The following is a 16,973-nucleotide window of genomic DNA, read 5'->3' as shown; positions in this document are numbered from 1 at the left end:
AAAATATAGAACAGATGGATCTGTGCCGCATAATGGAGCAATGTATGCAAAAAAAATTACTCATGAATGGAATCATGGGGATCTCTTTGATGTTATTTACCGCAATAGGTCATGCTGCAACGCCAGAAGGTTTCTGGAAAAGTATTGATGACCGTAGTGGTGAGCTACTTTCGATTATTGAAGTCAAAAAGAAAACGGATGGAACTTACACGGGCACAATTGCCTATCGCTATCCGGTCCCTGGTGGTGGCACCATTTTAACGAACTGTGTTAAATGTCCTGAGCCTTTTAAAAATAAACCCATATTGGGTTTGCAAATCGCTTGGGGATTGAAACAAGACCCACAAAATCCACATCAATATATTGATGGTCGAATACTTGAACCAAAAACAGGCAATATTTATAAGGGTAAAGCGCAGCTAAGTGTGGATGGTAAGCGTATGCGTATGCGTGGATATATGGGGATTTCAGCACTTGGACGTACTCAGGTTTGGATTCGAACAGATAGTGCTAACCCTTAAATTATAATTTTAAAATTACACTGTACGTATTTGATTGTTAGAAAATTTATATAGTCAAGTACTGGGGCGTACAGTGTAAGCTCTCTTTAAATATGCTATTTTTTTAATCATTAAATCTATAAATATAAATAGGTTACTTTTTAACGGGGTTAATATGTATAAGCATGTCTTCATGGGGCTTTGTATTGCTTTCGCAAGTACAACGACTTTCGCTGCCGCTATCGAGGGTTATTGGAAAAGCATCGAAGAGAGAACGGGTCAGCAGCTTTCAATTATCGAAATTCGAAAAGGTGACAATGGGCGATTTAATGGCAAGATTGTGTATCGTTATCCAAATGCGCATGGGATCTCGTTGAGCAATTGTACCAAATGTCCAGCGCCTCACACGAATAAGCCGCTTGTTGGTTTAGAAATTTTGTCAGGATTTAGACAAGATCCAAATGATCCAAATGCATATATTGACGGTCTTGTATTGGAAGCAACCAGTGGACGTGTATACAAAGGCAAAGGTGTGGTTTCTGGTGAAGGTAAGCGTCTCCGTATGCGTGGTTATATGGGCGTGTCCGCTTTAGGACGTACTGTGGTTTGGATTCGGACCAACAGTGCAAATCCATAAGTTATTCTTGAAAAAAACCTCAAATCAGACGTTGATTTGAGGTTTTTTTATTGAGTCAGAGCGGAAATGTTAAACAGGGCATGGTAAGTTTTCATCCTCCTGACTGATTTTCTTGGCAGCGATGAGTGCTTGTACTTTTTTACTCGGCACTTTTTCTTTCCCAAGTGCGTCATAGGTATTTACAATATTGGTTACTTCTAAGGTGGTAAGTTCAATCCCTTCTGCGGACAAAAAGACAGAGATCACATGATGATCAACACCTGCGGTTGCAAGATCATGGATTGCTTTAATGTTTTCTAGACGATACAAATGTGCTTTTAATTCCATCGTTATAGCCCTCGCTTTTATTTTATTCACCTAGATTGGCATAAATACATAAGCAATAACCGTGCACAAAATGTATAACTTAAGCAAAGAATGTAAGTTGAGCAGGCAAATATCATGGATTTTGTCATTTTTATTTAATAGTAGAAAACGATGTTGTAATTTTGTCTAAACGATAGACTGATTCTTCAAGTTCTATTTGAAAATACTTGTTCTCAACCCAATAAAAATTTTAAACGCATGACAGGTCTTACAGACAGCTTATATTTGTTGGCGTATGATTTGTGCAGATATCTGAGATAATCGCAACCACAATTGTTTTGAATGCGATATTTTTAGACCAAACGGCATAATTTATGCTAGTAAAAGACGCTTCAAGAAGTCTTGTCAACAAGACCATGTACATGAAATCATGAAAGATAAGGAATACTGATGAATATCGCGGCTCAACCTCCTGTTCAAACAGATCAAACCATTTATTTAAAAGACTATCAAAAGCCATCATTCTTGGTTGAATCGATTCATTTAGATATTCAAGTTTATAGCGACCAGACTATTGTTGATTCAACACTTGTGATGAAGCGGCAAGCAGCAGGTGCAATGGTGCTATTGGGTCGAGATTTAGAGCTGAAGTCGATTCAACTGAATGGACAATTACTCAGTGCTGATCAATATCAGTTAGATGAAGAACAATTAGTGATCGCTGATGCACCAGATGAGGTCATTCTTCAAACACAAGTGATCATTCATCCTGAGTCGAATACGCAGCTTGAGGGACTGTATAAAGCGGGTGATTTATTCGTTACGCAGAATGAACCTGAAGGATTCCGTAAAATCACCTTCTATCCAGATCGTCCAGACGTTTTGGCTGAATTTACCACCCGTGTGGAAGCTGATAAGAAATATCCTGTGTTGCTTGCCAACGGCAACTTGCTTGAAACAGGTGAGGCGGGTGAAGGTCGCCACTATGCGATTTGGCAAGATCCAACCAAGAAGCCAAGTTACTTATTTGCATGTGTGATTGGTGATTTAGCAGTCTTAAAAGATCGTTACACCACCTCAGAAGGTCGTGATGTCGCTTTGGAAATTTACGCGATCGAAAAAGATATTCCAAAATGTCACATTGCGATGGAAGCATTAAAGCATTCGATGCGTTGGGATGAAGAACATTATGGTCGTCCTTATGATCTCGACAATTATATGATTGTGGCGGTGAGTCAGTTCAACATGGGTGCCATGGAAAACAAAGGATTAAATATCTTTAATACTTCATGTGTACTTGCTGATGAAGAGTTCACCACAGATGCCGCGATCATGCGCGTACAATCTGTGATTGCGCATGAATATTTCCATAACTGGACAGGCAACCGTATTACCTGTCGTGACTGGTTCCAGTTGTGTCTAAAAGAGGGTTTAACGGTTTTCCGTGATCAGTCTTTCTCTGAGGATTTACAGTCAGCGGCGGTACAACGGATTGATGATGTAGCGGTATTAAAATCTCACCAATTCCCTGAAGATGCAGGACCATTGTCACATCCGCCACGTCCAGATCATTTTGTAGAAATTAATAATTTCTATACCGCTACGGTCTATGAAAAAGGTGCGGAAATTAACCGTATGATGGCGACCTTATTAGGCAAAGAAAAATACCGTCAGGGTACAGACGAATACTTCCGCCGTCATGATGGTCAAGCTGTGACAGTTGAAGATTGGGTTGCTGCATTAAGTGCGGGTTCTGGTGTTGATTTATTTAACTTCCTTACTTGGTATAATCAACCGGGGACACCAAAGTTGGATGCCAAAGGTGAATATGATGCGGCGACACAGACCTATCGTTTGAGCTTAAAACAAAGCCTTAAAGCGCATCCTAAATATCCGAACTTAAAAGCAGTGCCAATTCCTGTGGCTTTGGCTTTGTTCAATGCCCATACAGGCGAACAATACACTTTGCATAGTGCTGATCTATTTGTAAATGATGTCAAAGATGGCGTGTATTTGTTTGATCAAGATGAAGCAACGATCGAATTTACTGGGGTGACTGAACAACCTGTTGCATCGTTGTTGCGTAATTTCTCTGCGCCAGTCAATTTGGTATTTGACTATTCAAATGATGATCTTGCATTTTTGATTCAACACGAAACTAATGGTTTTAACCAATGGCAAGCGACTCAAACCTTATTAGAGCGTATTTTGTTAGAAGATCATCAGGTGGATACTTATATTCAGGCGATTAAAAACACCTTGCCTGAATTGGTAAATAAAGATCCATTGCTCGCATCACGTTTGTTTGATGTGCCAAGTGAAAACTATTTAGGTAGCCGTATTGATCAAGACTACGAACCTGAACTCGTCCGTGAGAAACGTGAAGCGGTATTGAATCGTTTGGCACGAGAAATGGGTTCTTTCTGGAAAGATACCTATTTATCTTTAGACCCAGATATGCAAAAAGAATTTTCTTTGGCAATGGGTGTCCGTGCATTGAAAAATATCATGTTAAGTATGTTGGCACGTCAAGGGGATGCTTCGGTATTTGATTTGGCGGATGCGCAATATAAAAACACGCGGAATATGTCAGAACGTTTAGGTGCATTACGCGTACTGGTATGGAATGATGCGCCACAAGCACAAACCGCATTGGACGATTTCTATAATCGCTTTAAAGATGAAGCTTTATCTTTAGATCAATGGTTTACGATTCAAGCATCCAATCCTTGTGCCACGGCAGCTACGATTGAATATCTTACTCAACATGCAGATTATGATTTAACCACTCCAAACCGTATTCGTTCAGTCAGCGGTGGTTTGGCCAATAACCCAGTCAATACGTGGAGTTTTGGTGTAGATCATTTTATTCAGCTCGCGGCATATTTAGATGAGAAAAATCCAATTTTGGGTTCTCGTTTATTACAGGTGCTTTCGCGTTGGTATACCTTGGCTGAACCGCAACGAGGTCAGGTGCAACACGCTTTAAAAGCCCTGCAACCGAAAGTGAAATCGAAGAATGTTTCAGAGACTTTGAATAGCTTGTTAAGCATTTAAGCACTGGAAAGTTTTAAAACCACAATCGTGATGACGGTTGTGGTTTTTTTTATGCGTAATTTATTATATTTTTCACATGTTGATCATGATTTAGAATAAAGTAAAAACTGGATATAGGAGGATAATAATATATGACATTGAGCGTCTTTGATCTTTTTAAAATCGGTGTTGGGCCTTCGAGTTCACATACCGTTGCACCCATGCGAGCAGCATATCGTTTTACTCAAAGCTTAAAAGCCCAAAATATTTTAAGCAAGGTTGCGAAAGTTCAGATTTTTTTATACGGTTCATTGTCTTCTACAGGAATAGGACATGGTACAGACAAAGCCACACTTTTAGGTTTGATGGGAAATGATCCTGAAACTATTGATATTCCGCATAGCCAAGTTCTTTTAGATCAGGTGTTTAAATCCAATACGCTTAAAATAGATGCGATTCATACGATCGACTTTGATCCACGCCAAGATATTATTTTTATTGATGAAGCTTTGCCTTATCACCCAAATGCAATGAGGATAAAGACCGAAGATGCTGAGGGAAATACACTTTATGCAAACACGTATTACTCCATAGGTGGGGGATTCATCATAGATGAAAGCCACATTCACCAAGGGAGTTTTATGGAGGATGATACAGTCGTTCCTTATCCATTTCAGAGTGCTAAAGAATTATTGGCGTTGTGCAAAACTCATCAATGTAGTATCAGTCATTTGATGTTGGAAAATGAAAAGAGTTGGCGCAGTGAAGCTGAAATTCGTGCCAAAATTATGCAGATTTGGCACGTCATGCAAGTCTGTATCCAAAATGGATTGCAGCATGAAGGGATTTTAGCTGGTGGATTAAATGTGAAACGCCGAGCTAAAAACATTCATCAACGCTTACTCAAAAAAGAAAATGAAAATTTGATTGCAACCACATTTAATGCGATGGAATGGGTGAATCTATATGCACTTGCAGTCAATGAAGAAAATGCCGCGGGTGGGCGTGTTGTCACCGCACCGACCAATGGTGCGGCAGGCATTATTCCTGCAGTGTTGTCTTATTATGTCAACTTTTCTAAAGATGAGTCTGAAGATACCATCGTTCGATTTTTCTTGAGTGCAGCAGCCGTCGGTATTTTATGTAAATTGAATGCCTCAATTTCTGGTGCTGAGGTAGGTTGTCAAGGTGAGGTGGGTTCAGCTTGCGCAATGGCATCGGCTGGATTGGCTGAAATTTTAGCTGGTACGCCTGAGCAGGTTGAACATGCTGCCGAAATTGGGCTGGAACATAATTTAGGACTGACCTGTGACCCTGTCGGTGGTTTGGTACAAGTGCCTTGTATTGAACGAAATGCAATTGCAGCAGTGAAAGCGATTAATGCTGCTCAGATGGCATTACATGGTGATGGTGAGCATTATATTTCGCTGGATAAAGTGATTCAAACCATGAAGGAAACAGGCAAGGATATGTCTGATAAATATAAGGAAACCTCAAAAGGTGGATTGGCAGTCAATTCGATTGAGTGTTAAAACTTTTGATTGCACTTTGTATTGAGATAGAAAGTCTTTGACGGTAAAAAAGGATGTGGTCAGACATCCTTTTTTATTTGACAATTAATATTGTCACAAATAGTATGGATGTAATTTATATAACAAAGATCACTAAAATGGAAATAAAAACAATCACTTTACCCACTCGTCAAATCGAAGTTGAGGTGTATACACCGACTCAATCCACTGAGAAATTCCCCGCAATTCTATTACTGCATGAATTATATGGCGTCATTGATGCTTATCGTGAAGATGCGCAAGATTTAGCAAATCGAGGCTATTTGGTTTATGTGCCGAACTTATATAGTGGCGGCGCAGTCAAATATTGCATTCGAGCAATGGTGGCCAAAGCAGGTCGTAGCAATGCAGCAGACAGTGATGTCAATAAAGAAATTCATGTGTTGTTAGATGCGTTAAAAGTTGATCCAAGATCAAATGGTCGTTTAGGTATGTTAGGGCAGTGTTTAACAGGTGGATATGTGATCCAAATGGCGAAGCGTGAAGATATGTTAGCACCTGTTGTTTATCATCATTCTTTGGGGATAGAAGGTGCAGGTGTACCAAAAACAGAGTCTTTGGATGAAATTCGCTTACTACAAGGTCATTGGTCTGATCAATTTGATCCATTTTGCCCAGCTAAAAAGCGTAATAAGTTGATTGAGCAATTGGGTGATCGTGTCGAAGCTTATACTTATCAGATGCCACATGGTTTTCGTACAGTTAGTCGAGATAGTCCTGAGTCAGCATTGGTTTGGCAGCGTACAGTCGAGTTTTTTGACCGTGAATTAAAACAAAAGGTAATATGATTTATTGCATCAACAGTTTATTATTTATCAGTATTTGTCTTTAATTTTAATATAGAAATAAAAAGTGAGGGGAAAATGTCTCATAAATATGAGTATGCGGGTTTTTGGATACGCTTTGGTGCAGCGATTCTAGATACGATCATTATTATTGTCGCTTTGATTCCACTTACCATGCTTTTTGGTGGTGGTGATACTACGGTCTCATCAGATGGGGTTTCTTCATTTCAGTTCATGTCAACATGGGATTGGATCTGGCAAATCCTAACAGCCATTTTTTATATATTTTGCTGGGTCAAATTCGCAGGAACACCAGGCAAACGTTTATTGCGTTTAAAAGTGCTGGATGAGAAAACGGGTGAACAGGTGTCTGTTGGTCAAGGTATCATTCGTTATATCGGTTATTTCCCAGCAACTTTAGTTTTGTTTATTGGTTTAATTTGGGTGGCATTTGACCCAAAAAAGCAAGGCTGGCATGACAAAATGGCAAAAACAGTTGTAGTGAAAGAGCTTTAATTTAGAACATTTTAAGACTCAATTTTTTACGTTTTCATAAAAAATTCACATGATAGGGCTTGTTTATACATTAACACGCCCTATAATGCCGATGAGTTTATTCAACGGAGATCCTAAATGGGAAGTTGTTCGAGGTTCGGGTTTAGTTATCAATTAAACCAAAGCGAATACTGAGCAATATAGCCTTTTAGGTCGGCTATCTTGCAATGAGATAGCTTTGATTGAAAATTGTATTAACCCCTCTATAAAATTTTTACCTATCAGCAAAAATTTATTGTATTTGAATACGACCTGTTTAGTTTCTCACCTAAAATGGGGAGAAGCCTATGTTTTTTCATGCTTCCATTCAGTGTTACGGTGTTATGGGTATATTGGCGCTGTGTGGATTATTGCTGCCTACTCAAAAGAGCAAAGCAGATCCATTATTAAATACCGACGATGCTTCAATTACAGACGCTCATCGCTGTCAATTAGAAACCTCTTATTTATATTTAAAAGACGGTGCATGGTCATATCAAGTCACACCTGCCTGTAATCTAAATCAGAATTTAGAAGTTTCAATTGGCTATCATGCGACTAAAGAGCTTGATCAGGTACGCGGTTTTTCAGCACAAGTAAAAACTGTCGTAAAACCGATGGAAAATGATTGGGGTATTGCAACCAGTTTGACGCTGTCTAGAGACGATCAGGCTGAACAGCGTACTGATTTGGATTGGTTTTTAAATGTACCTGTAAGTTTTAATTTTCTAGATCAACGTTTAGCGCTGCATAGTAACTTGGGATATCAATATGCTCAAGATCATGCACGGTTATTGCGGTGGAGTATTGCCACAAATTATGCCCTAACGGACCGTCTAGCTTTAAGTGTTGAAACCTATAATCAAGATCGTCAAGCGCCACTCTTTCAAACGGCTGTGCATTACAGTCTTATTCCCAATGTCTTAACTTTAGCAGCCTCTTTTGGTGATCGTGTCCATGATTTTCGACAGCGATGGTTTGGATTCGGGCTAAGTTTTACCCCTGCATCACCATAACAATTCATTTCTTTATCATCTAATTTTTCTATATTTACCCATTGTTTGGATTGCCTATGTGTGTCTAACACAATAGGCAAAAAAATATGTATACCCGCCGTTATGGCTGGCAATAATGATTAGAGGCATCTAATGCAATTAAAATTTCTACAAAATATTGATTTGATCAATACCGTTGATACGCTAATTAGTCTCAGCGTTGCCTTTATTTTGGGCGCACTCATTGGTTTTGAAAGACAATATCGCCAACGGACTGCAGGATTAAGAACCAATGTGCTGGTTGCTGTGGGTGCTGCGATCTTTGTCGATATTGCAATCAATTTAACTGGCGCAGATGGGGCTGTTCGAGTGATTGCTTACGTGGTATCAGGTATCGGCTTTTTGGGCGCAGGTGTGATTATGCGTCAAGAAGGAAACATCCATGGATTAAACACAGCCGCAACTTTATGGTGTTCGGCAGCAGTGGGAGCTTCTGCGGGTTCAGACCTAATCATAGAAGCAATCTTGGCGACATTATTTATCTTGGCAGCAAATACGTTGTTGAGACCCATCGTGCATGCAATTGATCGTCGCCCATTGGATGATGAAACGGAAGTGCTGCATGTGATCTATATTGTTTGTGACCGCAGTCATAGTAAAGTGGTGATGGATGAACTAAATTCGACGCTTAAACATCATAATTACCCGGCTAAAGACATTGATGTTACGCCATTTGGTGAAAAAGAAGTGGAGATAGAAGTGACGTTGATTGCTACCTCAATCGAGGCAGAGGAGGCACAACACATCATCAATCATTTGAATGCGATGCCACAAATACGCCAAGCTTTTTGGGATAAGAATGCAACCGACTAAGAACGTTGGTGGGTGTCTATGCAAACAAATAGGATGCATTATCCTATAAATGCGCTATCCGTCTTTTATTCTTTCAAATAGAATGAAATCAAATTGATAACAATGAGAACAGTATGAGTTCAGAGGCTGATTCAATAAGTTTAATTGCTCCCGTCGTTTTATTGGCTGCGGCAGTGATTGCTGTGCCCATTTTTAAACGCATTGGACTGGGTTCGGTATTAGGTTATCTCATTGCTGGCTTGATTATAGGGCCATTTGGTTTTGCATTTTTCCATGAATCAACATCCATCTTGCATATCGCTGAGTTGGGGATTGTGATGTACTTATTCGTGATTGGTTTGGAAATGCAGCCCTCACATTTATGGAGTCTTAGGCGGGAAATCTTTGGTTTAGGTACTTTGCAAATTATAGTGAGTGCCTTGGCTTTAACTGGTGTGGGCATTTTATTTGGATTTACATGGCAAATTGCTTTTATTGCAGCAGCAGGTTTTGTGCTGACCTCAACCGCTATAGTGATGCAGTTACTGGGTGATCGGGGAGATATTGCTCAACCTCGGGGGCAAAAAGTTGTTTCCATATTATTATTTGAAGATCTGCTCATCGTTCCATTATTGGCCATAATTGCTTTTATGGCACCCAATCATGTGGTGGAAACAACTTCAGCACGATTAGAAACCATCGGTATCGGTTTGATTGCGATAGCTGGTCTTATTGCAGCAGGTTATTGGTTACTCAATCCGTTATTTAGACTCTTGGCGGCAGCAAAAGCAAGAGAAGTGATGACAGCCGCAGCGCTTTTGGTGGTATTGGGCGCGGCATTGTTGATGCAAGTGAGTGGCTTATCTATGGCGATGGGTGCTTTTCTTGCAGGTGTATTGTTATCAGAATCAACTTTTCGACATCAAATTGAGGCAGATATTGAGCCGTTCCGAGGGTTGTTACTGGGGCTCTTTTTCCTCGGTGTAGGGATGTCGCTGGACTTATCTGTCGTCGCACAGAATTGGCAGCTCATCATCAGTGGCGTTTTAGCCATGATGTTTGTAAAAGCACTGATGATTTATATCGTTGCGCGTGTCACGAAAAGTTCTCATATCGATGCTTTGGATCGTGCTTTACTCATGGCTCAAGGTGGTGAGTTTGCGTTTGTACTATTTGCTGCGGCCGTCAGTGCTCAAGTCATTGATAATACAATTAGGTCAAACCTTACCGCAATTGTGGTACTTTCAATGGTACTCACGCCTATTTTTGGTATTATTTTCAAACGATTTACAGAGAAAAAAGATACGATTTCTCTGGAAAACGTCAATATAGCAGAAGGTCTAAGTGGTAGCGTCTTGATGATTGGATTTGGTCGTTTTGGTCAGGTTGCCAGCCAGTTATTATTAGCCAGAGGTGTTGATGTCACTATTATTGACAACGATATTGATATGATTCAAAACGCAGAGAAATTTGGTTTTAAAATCTATTATGGCGATGGTGCACGTTTAGATATTTTACATGCCTCGGGTGCTAAAAATGCACAAGCCATTGTGGTGTGTGTGGATAGTAAGGCAACAACCAATAAAATCGTCGAATTGGTGGGGCATGAATTTCCACTTGCAAAACTACTTGTGAGATCTTATGACCGTGAACATTCGTTGTATTTGGTCAAACAGAAAGTCGATTATATGGTCCGTGAAACCTTTGAATCAGCCATTAAGTTTGGTGGCGTGATTTTAAAAGAGTTAGGTGTTGATCAGGATGAAGTGAAACGTATTAGCAATGAAATCCGTGATCGTGATGATGAGCGTTTTGAAACGGAAATAGCCGCAGATGATGTTTATGCTGGGGCTGGTTTACAATACACCCATGCACATCCACGACCTACAGAACCACTGCTTCGACCAAAGCAGGCTGGGCGAATTTTAAATGATGAAGAAACCCAAAAAGAGTTAGAAGATAAATAACCTTAAAGATTTATCCTCTGGACAGCATAAGCCTTAGTTTTGACTAAGGCTTATTTTTAAATCTAAATAATATTAAGACAAAAAGGCCCAGAATAAGTCCCCAAAATGCAGAACCGATACCCAAAAACTGGACACCAGATGCGCTACATAAAAAGGTCAGTAGCGCAGCTTCACGCTCTTCTACGTTGGAAAAAGCAACTGCAATGTTATGGCTAATCGTGGCAAATAATGCAATGCCAGCAAGTGCCACAATAAAGATTTGTGGAAATGACATGAGTAGGCTGACTAAAGTCGCCGCAAAAAGCCCCATGAAAATATAAAATATACCGCAACTGATTCCCGCAATATAGCGTTTGCTTGGATTGGGATGAACTTGATCATCTAAACTCACTGCTGCACTAATCGCGGCTAAATTTACCGAAAAACAGCCAAAAGGTGCAAAAATGGTATGAGCAACACCTGTCCAGCCCACGAGTTGATTGACGTGAGGGTGATAGCCATAGCTTTTAATCATCGCGATGCCGGGTAAGTTTTGTGAAGTCATATTGATCACAAATAACGGAAGTGCTAAACCAAGAACGGCAGACCATGAAAATGCGGGTTGCATCCATACAGGTTGAGTCAAAGACCATGTAATCGGTTGCAGTTGAAAATCAATAAACAGGGGGCAAATCGCTGCACCTAAAAGCACAGTCAATACAATGCTATAGCGTTGAAATAAGCGCTTAGAGACAAGATAAATCGCCAACATACTGAGAATAAAACCTAGATGGCTTTCTAGACTACTAAAGATTTGAATACCAAACTTTAATAGAATCCCTGCAAGCATGGCACAGGTTAGACTGGTTGGGATATGTGCCAATAACCTTTGAAAAACACCTGAAAATCCAACAATTGCAATGGCAATCCCGCAGATGACAAACGCACCGATGGCTTCATAAAGATCATAATGTCCTGTAGAGGCAATGATCAGTGCGATACCGGGGGTCGACCATGCAGTAGCAACAGGATATTTATATTTCCAAGAGAGGATTAAACCTGAAAGTCCAATCGCTAAACCGAGTGCCCAGAACCATGAGCTGATTTGTGCTGTGTTCGCACCTAAAGATTGGGCACCTTGAATGACGAGAACAGCTGAAACACTAATACCAATCAAAAAGGTGATAAAGCCAGCAAATACCGCAGGGATCGAAAAATCTTGAATTAGGCGTTGCATTATATGCATCTATACTTGATTAAAATTTGTTGAAAAGTATATCGTTAATATGGCTTAAATCGTAGTTCAAAGATGATTGAATAAATTGATGATTCGGTTAAAAGAGATGGGGATCAAACATCATGAACTGCCTTCCTTGGCGTGAATTTAATGTTGATCTAGATCAGGACAAGGTTGAAGTTGCGAGCCTTAAGCCAAAGCCGAAGAATAAAATCCCGACCAAAAATACACCACCTGCCGCGAGTTTATAATTATTTTTGAAAAAACCAGCTAATTTTATGCCTGAAAAAATAAGTGCAGTTAGATAACTAAAGCTGACGATTTGTAAAATCAATGCCAGTACCAAGAAACTCAACATTGGATAGGGGTAATTTGGCTCAACGAATTGCACAAAGAACGATAGGAAAAATAGAATTGCTTTGGGGTTCAATAAACTAATGCTAAGCGCAGTTCGATAGGGATGCACTTTATCTAATTGAGGTAAATCAGCCATTTCTGCGTGTTGTTGCGGTTTCTTCCACGTTTGATAAGCACTTTGTAGCAGTTTGAAACCCAAATAAGCGAGATAACAAGCACCTGTTATTTTGAGAATAACAAACAGAATCGGGAACGCTTTTAATAAAGATGCTGCACCTAAAACAGTACAAATAATTAAAATAAAATCGCCAGTAAATACGCCACAAGCAGCAGCGTAACCTGTACGTATTCCATAGCGTGAGGCAACAGACATCACATAGACGGAGTTCGGGCCGGGTAATAAAATGATTAAGATTGTACCAATAATATATGTGGTTAAATCTGTGATGCCGAACACACTGAACTCTTAAAAAAACCGATTTTCACTAATATAGCAAAAATCGGTTTTTAATAGGTGAAAAATCAGCTAATTATGGGGTGATTTCAGCATCAATACCAAAAGATTGACGGAGTAACAAACTCAATTGGTTTCGCGCTTTAATAAAGCCATCAATGCCACCTTGGAGGAGCTGAAATGCCATTAAATCATGTTCGAGTTCGGCTTTAAAACTTTCTTTGGTTTGAGCGGTACGTTCGATTTTTTCAGCCTGTTGTGCTGAAGTCGTAGAGAGTTGAGCTTCAACAATATGTTGATCTTGTTCCAATTGATTTAATAGATTTGGAGCAATGGTCAATAAATCACAACCTGCTAAGCCAAGCACTTGGGCTGTACTACGAAAACTCGCTCCCATGACTTGAGTCGAGATGCCATGTTGTTTGTAGTAGTTATAAATTTTCTTAACAGACAAGACACCAGGGTCTTTTTCGATAGGATATTGATCCACGTCTTCGGCTTTTTTATACCAATCTAAAATACGACCTACGAATGGTGAGATCAAAGTCACTTTTGCATCTGCACAAGCTTGTGCTTGATGTAAGCCAAACAATAAAGTCAGGTTACACGGAATTCCTTCGGCTTCAAGCACCTTAGCGGCTTGAATGCCTTCCCAAGTTGAAGCAATTTTAATGAGGATACGTGATTGTTCAATTCCATATTCCTTATAGAGTTTGGAAAGTTCACGTGCTTTAGCAATCGTTGCTTCTGTATCATAAGACAGTAAGGCATCAACCTCAGTTGAAACACGACCATCAATTAATTTTAAGATTTCAACGCCAAATTTGACTGTTAAAATATCAATGGTACGTTCAATTAACGCATCACTTTGATAACCTTCTTGTTTTGCTTGTGCATAAGCATCTTCAATCAGTTCTTTGCTTTCTGGCTGTTCAGCCGCGGCGGTAATCAGTGATGGATTTGTTGTTGCGTCTAGTGGGCGAAATTTTTCAATTGCTTCTAGATCACTACTATCTGCGACAACAGTCGTTAAATTCTTTAATTGGTCTAATGCGGTTTGAGTCATTGATATAACGTTCTTTCTTAAACAATATTATGGGTAACTTCATTTATAACACAATCCACAGGAAAGCAAAGCACCGCATTTTAGAGAAATGTTGAGGGTCTGTTGACCGAGCTATTTCATTTTTTGACGTTGATTCCGGATATGCTCAATTAGAAACCGTGCGGCAGCGCCTAACTCACTTTCACGACTCCAAACGAGATCAACGTAGTATTCGAATTTTGGACTAAAATCATATAGCTTCAAAATTTTTAGCTTCTTTTTTAATTCAGGATTTTCATTAAACATTTCTAAAGGCAGAACACCCCAACCTAAATTGCGGACAATCATCATACAAGCGGAATGATGGTTGTCAGTACGCCAATAGTCTTTGGAAAAGAGAAGTTCAGGTTTGATGTTTTTATCACGACTCGCGACAACGATTTGACGTGTCTGTACCATTTGTTCGAATGATACTTGCTCAAGTTGCGCAAAAGGATGATTTTCAGCAATTACAGGAACTAAAGCTTCTCGTTTTAGTTCAACAAACTGTTCACGACTGTCTAAATGTTCTCGTTCAAACATTAGCGCTAACTGTGCCGATTGGTCGAGCAACATTTGCAGTGCATCTTCTTGCGGAGCAGAAACAATGTTAATTGCAAGGCTAGGGAACTGTTGCTCAAGTAGCGTGATGTAATCTGTCCAATTAGTATGTAATAGCTCTGACACGACGACAATATTTAAAGTCGATTCTAATCCTGTACTAAGTGCATAGGCATGCTGTTTCCATTGATTCATTTCAATCAAAAGTTGTTGTGTTTTTTCGTAGAGGACGATTGCTTCTGCTGTTGGGATTGGCTCGCGTCCAATACGATCAAATAAATTAAGATTGAGATCTATCTCTAGATTTGCAATCGACATACTCACTGCTGAAGGTACTTTACCTAATTTACGGGCAGCGGCGGAAAATGAACCTGTTTCCATGACGGTTTGAAACATGAGGAGTTGTTCTTGATTTATATTCATTGCTCAAAGATACTCATCTATCAAAAAAACTGAAAGAATCTGATTGGATTGATCAACATTATAAAAATAAAATGAGCCGTATCCAAACAATAGAGTGTTTTAAAAATGTTGATTTCCAAAAGAAGACTCATTCATGCGATTGTCTATGAAGTGATTTTATTGGTCATCATCGCAATTGCGTTAAGTTTTATTTTTAGCATGCCGTTAGAAGTTACGGGTGTTTTAGGTACGATCATGGCTGTGATTTCCGTATTTTGGAATATGGTTTTTAACCATTATTTTGAAAAGGTTGAATATAAATATCAGTGGGAAAGAACGATTCCAGTCCGTATTTTACATGCGATTGGCTTTGAGGGCGGTTTGATGCTCGCAACAATTCCAATTATTGCCTATATGATGCATATGAGCTTCATTGATGCATTAATCTTAGATTTTGGTTTGACCATGTGTATCTTGGTTTATACTTTTATCTTCCAGTGGTGTTATGACTCAGTAGAGGGGCGTTTCTTCCCAAATGCGAAGTTAGCCGCGCAATAATGATTGATAAAAAAGCATTCTCTAGATATTTTAGAGCGTGCTTTTTTATTGTTAAAAAATAAAAAAATTGTTGTGATTCAATTAAAATTTGATAGCTTTGGAATTATATAGTTAATCAAATTCAGTAATTTTTTATCAGTACAGTGGAAATATAAATTATTTATTAGTGAAAGATCTTCAGGAGAATAAAAAATGCCAAGTGTGGTGATTGAAGTTAGACAGAAATATTCCATAGAAGTCGAGCTTGGGATCATGGAGGCAGTACATTCTGCTTTAAGAGAAGCATTTAAAATTATGCCAAATGATCGAAATTTACGTTTAGTCGTGCATGATGCACATCGTTTTCAGTGTCCGCCTGAAAGGGAAAAACCAGAATTTTTCACACTTATTACTATTGATTGTTTTGTAGGTCGTTCTCTAGAAACCAAACGTTTACTTTATAAAACGATTGTCAATAATCTAGAGCCATTTGGTGTGCCCAAAGATCATATCATGATAATACTTCGAGAAATTCCAGCAGATAATTTTGGAATTCGTGGCGGTCAGGCTGCTTGTGATGTCGATCTAGGTTTCAATGTTGATGTATAAAATTAAGATGGCTTAACATTCATTAGAATATCTGATAAAGAGACAGTTCCATGAAATTGAAAGAGCTTTTTATTGAAATCTATTACGACGAATATTCTAAAGGAGTGAACTTAAAAAAAATTAATAAATATATAGAAAATAATGAAATTTTCGATGTAGATTTTTTTGAACTTCTTGATGGCGCAATTGATCATGAGGCTATATTGCTTCAATTGATACAGAAGGGTGATCCTAATTTTTCAGTTAATTCATTTGAAGCCGAAATTTTGACTGCTCGGTATTTTTTAGATGTTTTATATCACTATAAAATTGGTCTTATACAGCCTCTTAGGTTGTGTCAAATTTTTAGCAAGATAGAAACAAGTTTTTTGAGTGCTTCAAGAAATCTTGAGGAAAGGGTTGTGTACTACCCAGAATGGATAAGTGGTTTATATGATGCATGTGACTGGTGTGATGAAACTTGGAATGTTAATAATTCACCTCATCTTTCAGTGGCAGTAGACCAGCAAATTAATATCATTAAAGATTGGTTGTCCACCCGTACTATTTAATGCACTCAAGCATATTATA

General features: G+C 39.0%; 17 protein-coding genes. 12 read left to right on the top strand and 5 right to left on the bottom strand.

Annotation, left to right across the window (positions count from 1 at the left end; translation table 11 throughout):
- Positions 1-44: 44 nt before the first annotated feature.
- Both J2Y37_RS06590 and J2Y37_RS06585 read left to right on the top strand, forming a co-directional pair.
- Positions 45-521, top strand: coding sequence for a DUF2147 domain-containing protein (locus J2Y37_RS06590; RefSeq protein ID WP_005196643.1), 477 nt, complete (start codon positions 45-47; stop codon positions 519-521).
- Positions 522-675: 154 nt separating this feature from the next.
- Positions 676-1,137 (top strand): DUF2147 domain-containing protein, encoded by a 462-nt coding sequence (locus tag J2Y37_RS06585; RefSeq protein ID WP_004671630.1) that lies wholly within the window; start codon positions 676-678, stop codon positions 1,135-1,137.
- Positions 1,138-1,206: 69 nt separating this feature from the next.
- On the opposite strand, the gene J2Y37_RS06580 is transcribed toward J2Y37_RS06585, so the two are convergent.
- Positions 1,207-1,464 (bottom strand): hypothetical protein, encoded by a 258-nt coding sequence (locus J2Y37_RS06580; RefSeq protein WP_004671629.1) that lies wholly within the window; start codon positions 1,462-1,464, stop codon positions 1,207-1,209.
- A 429-nt stretch (positions 1,465-1,893) separates the two neighbouring features.
- On the opposite strand from J2Y37_RS06580, the gene pepN reads away from it, so the two are divergent.
- The 7 genes from pepN to J2Y37_RS06545 all read left to right on the top strand — a co-directional run bounded on the left by pepN (position 1,894) and on the right by J2Y37_RS06545 (position 11,183).
- On the top strand, positions 1,894-4,500 hold the full coding sequence (gene pepN / locus J2Y37_RS06575) for an aminopeptidase N (protein ID WP_349032283.1): 2,607 nt from the start codon (positions 1,894-1,896) through the stop codon (positions 4,498-4,500).
- 131 nt (positions 4,501-4,631) lie between these two features.
- Complete coding sequence (locus J2Y37_RS06570) at positions 4,632-6,011, top strand: L-serine ammonia-lyase (protein ID WP_004671627.1); 1,380 nt, start codon at positions 4,632-4,634, stop codon at positions 6,009-6,011.
- Positions 6,012-6,148: 137 nt separating this feature from the next.
- Positions 6,149-6,838, top strand: coding sequence for a dienelactone hydrolase family protein (locus tag J2Y37_RS06565; protein WP_349032282.1), 690 nt, complete (start codon positions 6,149-6,151; stop codon positions 6,836-6,838).
- 75 nt (positions 6,839-6,913) lie between these two features.
- Positions 6,914-7,351, top strand: coding sequence for an RDD family protein (locus tag J2Y37_RS06560; protein ID WP_349032281.1), 438 nt, complete (start codon positions 6,914-6,916; stop codon positions 7,349-7,351).
- A gap of 326 nt (positions 7,352-7,677) precedes the next feature.
- Positions 7,678-8,385, top strand: coding sequence for a hypothetical protein (locus J2Y37_RS06555; protein WP_349032280.1), 708 nt, complete (start codon positions 7,678-7,680; stop codon positions 8,383-8,385).
- Between the two features lie 132 nt (positions 8,386-8,517).
- Positions 8,518-9,237: an MgtC/SapB family protein gene (locus tag J2Y37_RS06550; protein WP_241322639.1), complete on the top strand. Its 720-nt coding sequence runs from the start codon at positions 8,518-8,520 to the stop codon at positions 9,235-9,237.
- A 113-nt stretch (positions 9,238-9,350) separates the two neighbouring features.
- On the top strand, positions 9,351-11,183 hold the full coding sequence (locus J2Y37_RS06545; protein ID WP_004671618.1) for a monovalent cation:proton antiporter-2 (CPA2) family protein: 1,833 nt from the start codon (positions 9,351-9,353) through the stop codon (positions 11,181-11,183).
- 43 nt (positions 11,184-11,226) lie between these two features.
- Here the strand turns inward: J2Y37_RS06545 and J2Y37_RS06540 are convergent, their stop codons facing one another.
- The 4 genes from J2Y37_RS06540 to J2Y37_RS06525 all read right to left on the bottom strand — a co-directional run bounded on the left by J2Y37_RS06540 (position 11,227) and on the right by J2Y37_RS06525 (position 15,278).
- A complete protein-coding gene (locus tag J2Y37_RS06540) occupies positions 11,227-12,399 on the bottom strand; it encodes a benzoate/H(+) symporter BenE family transporter (protein WP_349032279.1) in 1,173 nt (390 codons plus the stop codon).
- Positions 12,400-12,562: 163 nt separating this feature from the next.
- Complete coding sequence (gene leuE / locus J2Y37_RS06535; RefSeq protein WP_349032278.1) at positions 12,563-13,213, bottom strand: leucine efflux protein LeuE; 651 nt, start codon at positions 13,211-13,213, stop codon at positions 12,563-12,565.
- A gap of 73 nt (positions 13,214-13,286) precedes the next feature.
- Entirely contained in the window at positions 13,287-14,276 is a 990-nt protein-coding gene (gene tal / locus J2Y37_RS06530; protein WP_349032277.1) for a transaldolase, read from the bottom strand.
- 111 nt (positions 14,277-14,387) lie between these two features.
- Complete coding sequence (locus J2Y37_RS06525; protein WP_349032276.1) at positions 14,388-15,278, bottom strand: LysR family transcriptional regulator; 891 nt, start codon at positions 15,276-15,278, stop codon at positions 14,388-14,390.
- Positions 15,279-15,383: 105 nt separating this feature from the next.
- Here J2Y37_RS06525 and aceI point away from each other — a divergent pair, with 105 nt between their 5' ends.
- From aceI to J2Y37_RS06510, 3 genes are all read left to right on the top strand, one after another.
- Positions 15,384-15,815 carry a chlorhexidine efflux PACE transporter AceI gene (gene aceI, locus J2Y37_RS06520; RefSeq protein WP_005196664.1) on the top strand — a complete coding sequence of 144 codons (432 nt, stop codon included), beginning with the start codon at positions 15,384-15,386 and terminating at the stop codon, positions 15,813-15,815.
- 192 nt (positions 15,816-16,007) lie between these two features.
- A complete protein-coding gene (locus J2Y37_RS06515; RefSeq protein ID WP_241322643.1) occupies positions 16,008-16,403 on the top strand; it encodes a tautomerase family protein in 396 nt (131 codons plus the stop codon).
- Positions 16,404-16,453: 50 nt separating this feature from the next.
- Positions 16,454-16,954, top strand: coding sequence for a hypothetical protein (locus J2Y37_RS06510; RefSeq protein WP_241322644.1), 501 nt, complete (start codon positions 16,454-16,456; stop codon positions 16,952-16,954).
- Positions 16,955-16,973: the final 19 nt, after the last annotated feature.

Source organism: Acinetobacter sp. 3657, from assembly GCF_031456775.1.
Classification (GTDB): domain Bacteria; phylum Pseudomonadota; class Gammaproteobacteria; order Pseudomonadales; family Moraxellaceae; genus Acinetobacter.
This window is presented reverse-complemented; position numbering and strand designations above follow the sequence as displayed.

Excerpts from the sequence above, each read along its gene's own strand:
- J2Y37_RS06590 (WP_005196643.1), top strand. The coding sequence starts at position 45 with ATGCAAAAAAAATTACTCATGAATGGAATCATGGGGATCTCTTTGATG.
- J2Y37_RS06585 (WP_004671630.1), top strand. The coding sequence starts at position 676 with ATGTATAAGCATGTCTTCATGGGGCTTTGTATTGCTTTCGCAAGTACA.
- J2Y37_RS06580 (WP_004671629.1), bottom strand. The coding sequence starts at position 1,464 with ATGGAATTAAAAGCACATTTGTATCGTCTAGAAAACATTAAAGCAATC.
- pepN (WP_349032283.1), top strand. The coding sequence starts at position 1,894 with ATGAATATCGCGGCTCAACCTCCTGTTCAAACAGATCAAACCATTTAT.
- J2Y37_RS06570 (WP_004671627.1), top strand. The coding sequence starts at position 4,632 with ATGACATTGAGCGTCTTTGATCTTTTTAAAATCGGTGTTGGGCCTTCG.
- J2Y37_RS06565 (WP_349032282.1), top strand. The coding sequence starts at position 6,149 with ATGGAAATAAAAACAATCACTTTACCCACTCGTCAAATCGAAGTTGAG.
- J2Y37_RS06560 (WP_349032281.1), top strand. The coding sequence starts at position 6,914 with ATGTCTCATAAATATGAGTATGCGGGTTTTTGGATACGCTTTGGTGCA.
- J2Y37_RS06555 (WP_349032280.1), top strand. The coding sequence starts at position 7,678 with ATGTTTTTTCATGCTTCCATTCAGTGTTACGGTGTTATGGGTATATTG.
- J2Y37_RS06550 (WP_241322639.1), top strand. The coding sequence starts at position 8,518 with ATGCAATTAAAATTTCTACAAAATATTGATTTGATCAATACCGTTGAT.
- J2Y37_RS06545 (WP_004671618.1), top strand. The coding sequence starts at position 9,351 with ATGAGTTCAGAGGCTGATTCAATAAGTTTAATTGCTCCCGTCGTTTTA.
- J2Y37_RS06540 (WP_349032279.1), bottom strand. The coding sequence starts at position 12,399 with ATGCAACGCCTAATTCAAGATTTTTCGATCCCTGCGGTATTTGCTGGC.
- tal (WP_349032277.1), bottom strand. The coding sequence starts at position 14,276 with ATGACTCAAACCGCATTAGACCAATTAAAGAATTTAACGACTGTTGTC.
- J2Y37_RS06525 (WP_349032276.1), bottom strand. The coding sequence starts at position 15,278 with ATGAATATAAATCAAGAACAACTCCTCATGTTTCAAACCGTCATGGAA.
- aceI (WP_005196664.1), top strand. The coding sequence starts at position 15,384 with ATGTTGATTTCCAAAAGAAGACTCATTCATGCGATTGTCTATGAAGTG.
- J2Y37_RS06515 (WP_241322643.1), top strand. The coding sequence starts at position 16,008 with ATGCCAAGTGTGGTGATTGAAGTTAGACAGAAATATTCCATAGAAGTC.
- J2Y37_RS06510 (WP_241322644.1), top strand. The coding sequence starts at position 16,454 with ATGAAATTGAAAGAGCTTTTTATTGAAATCTATTACGACGAATATTCT.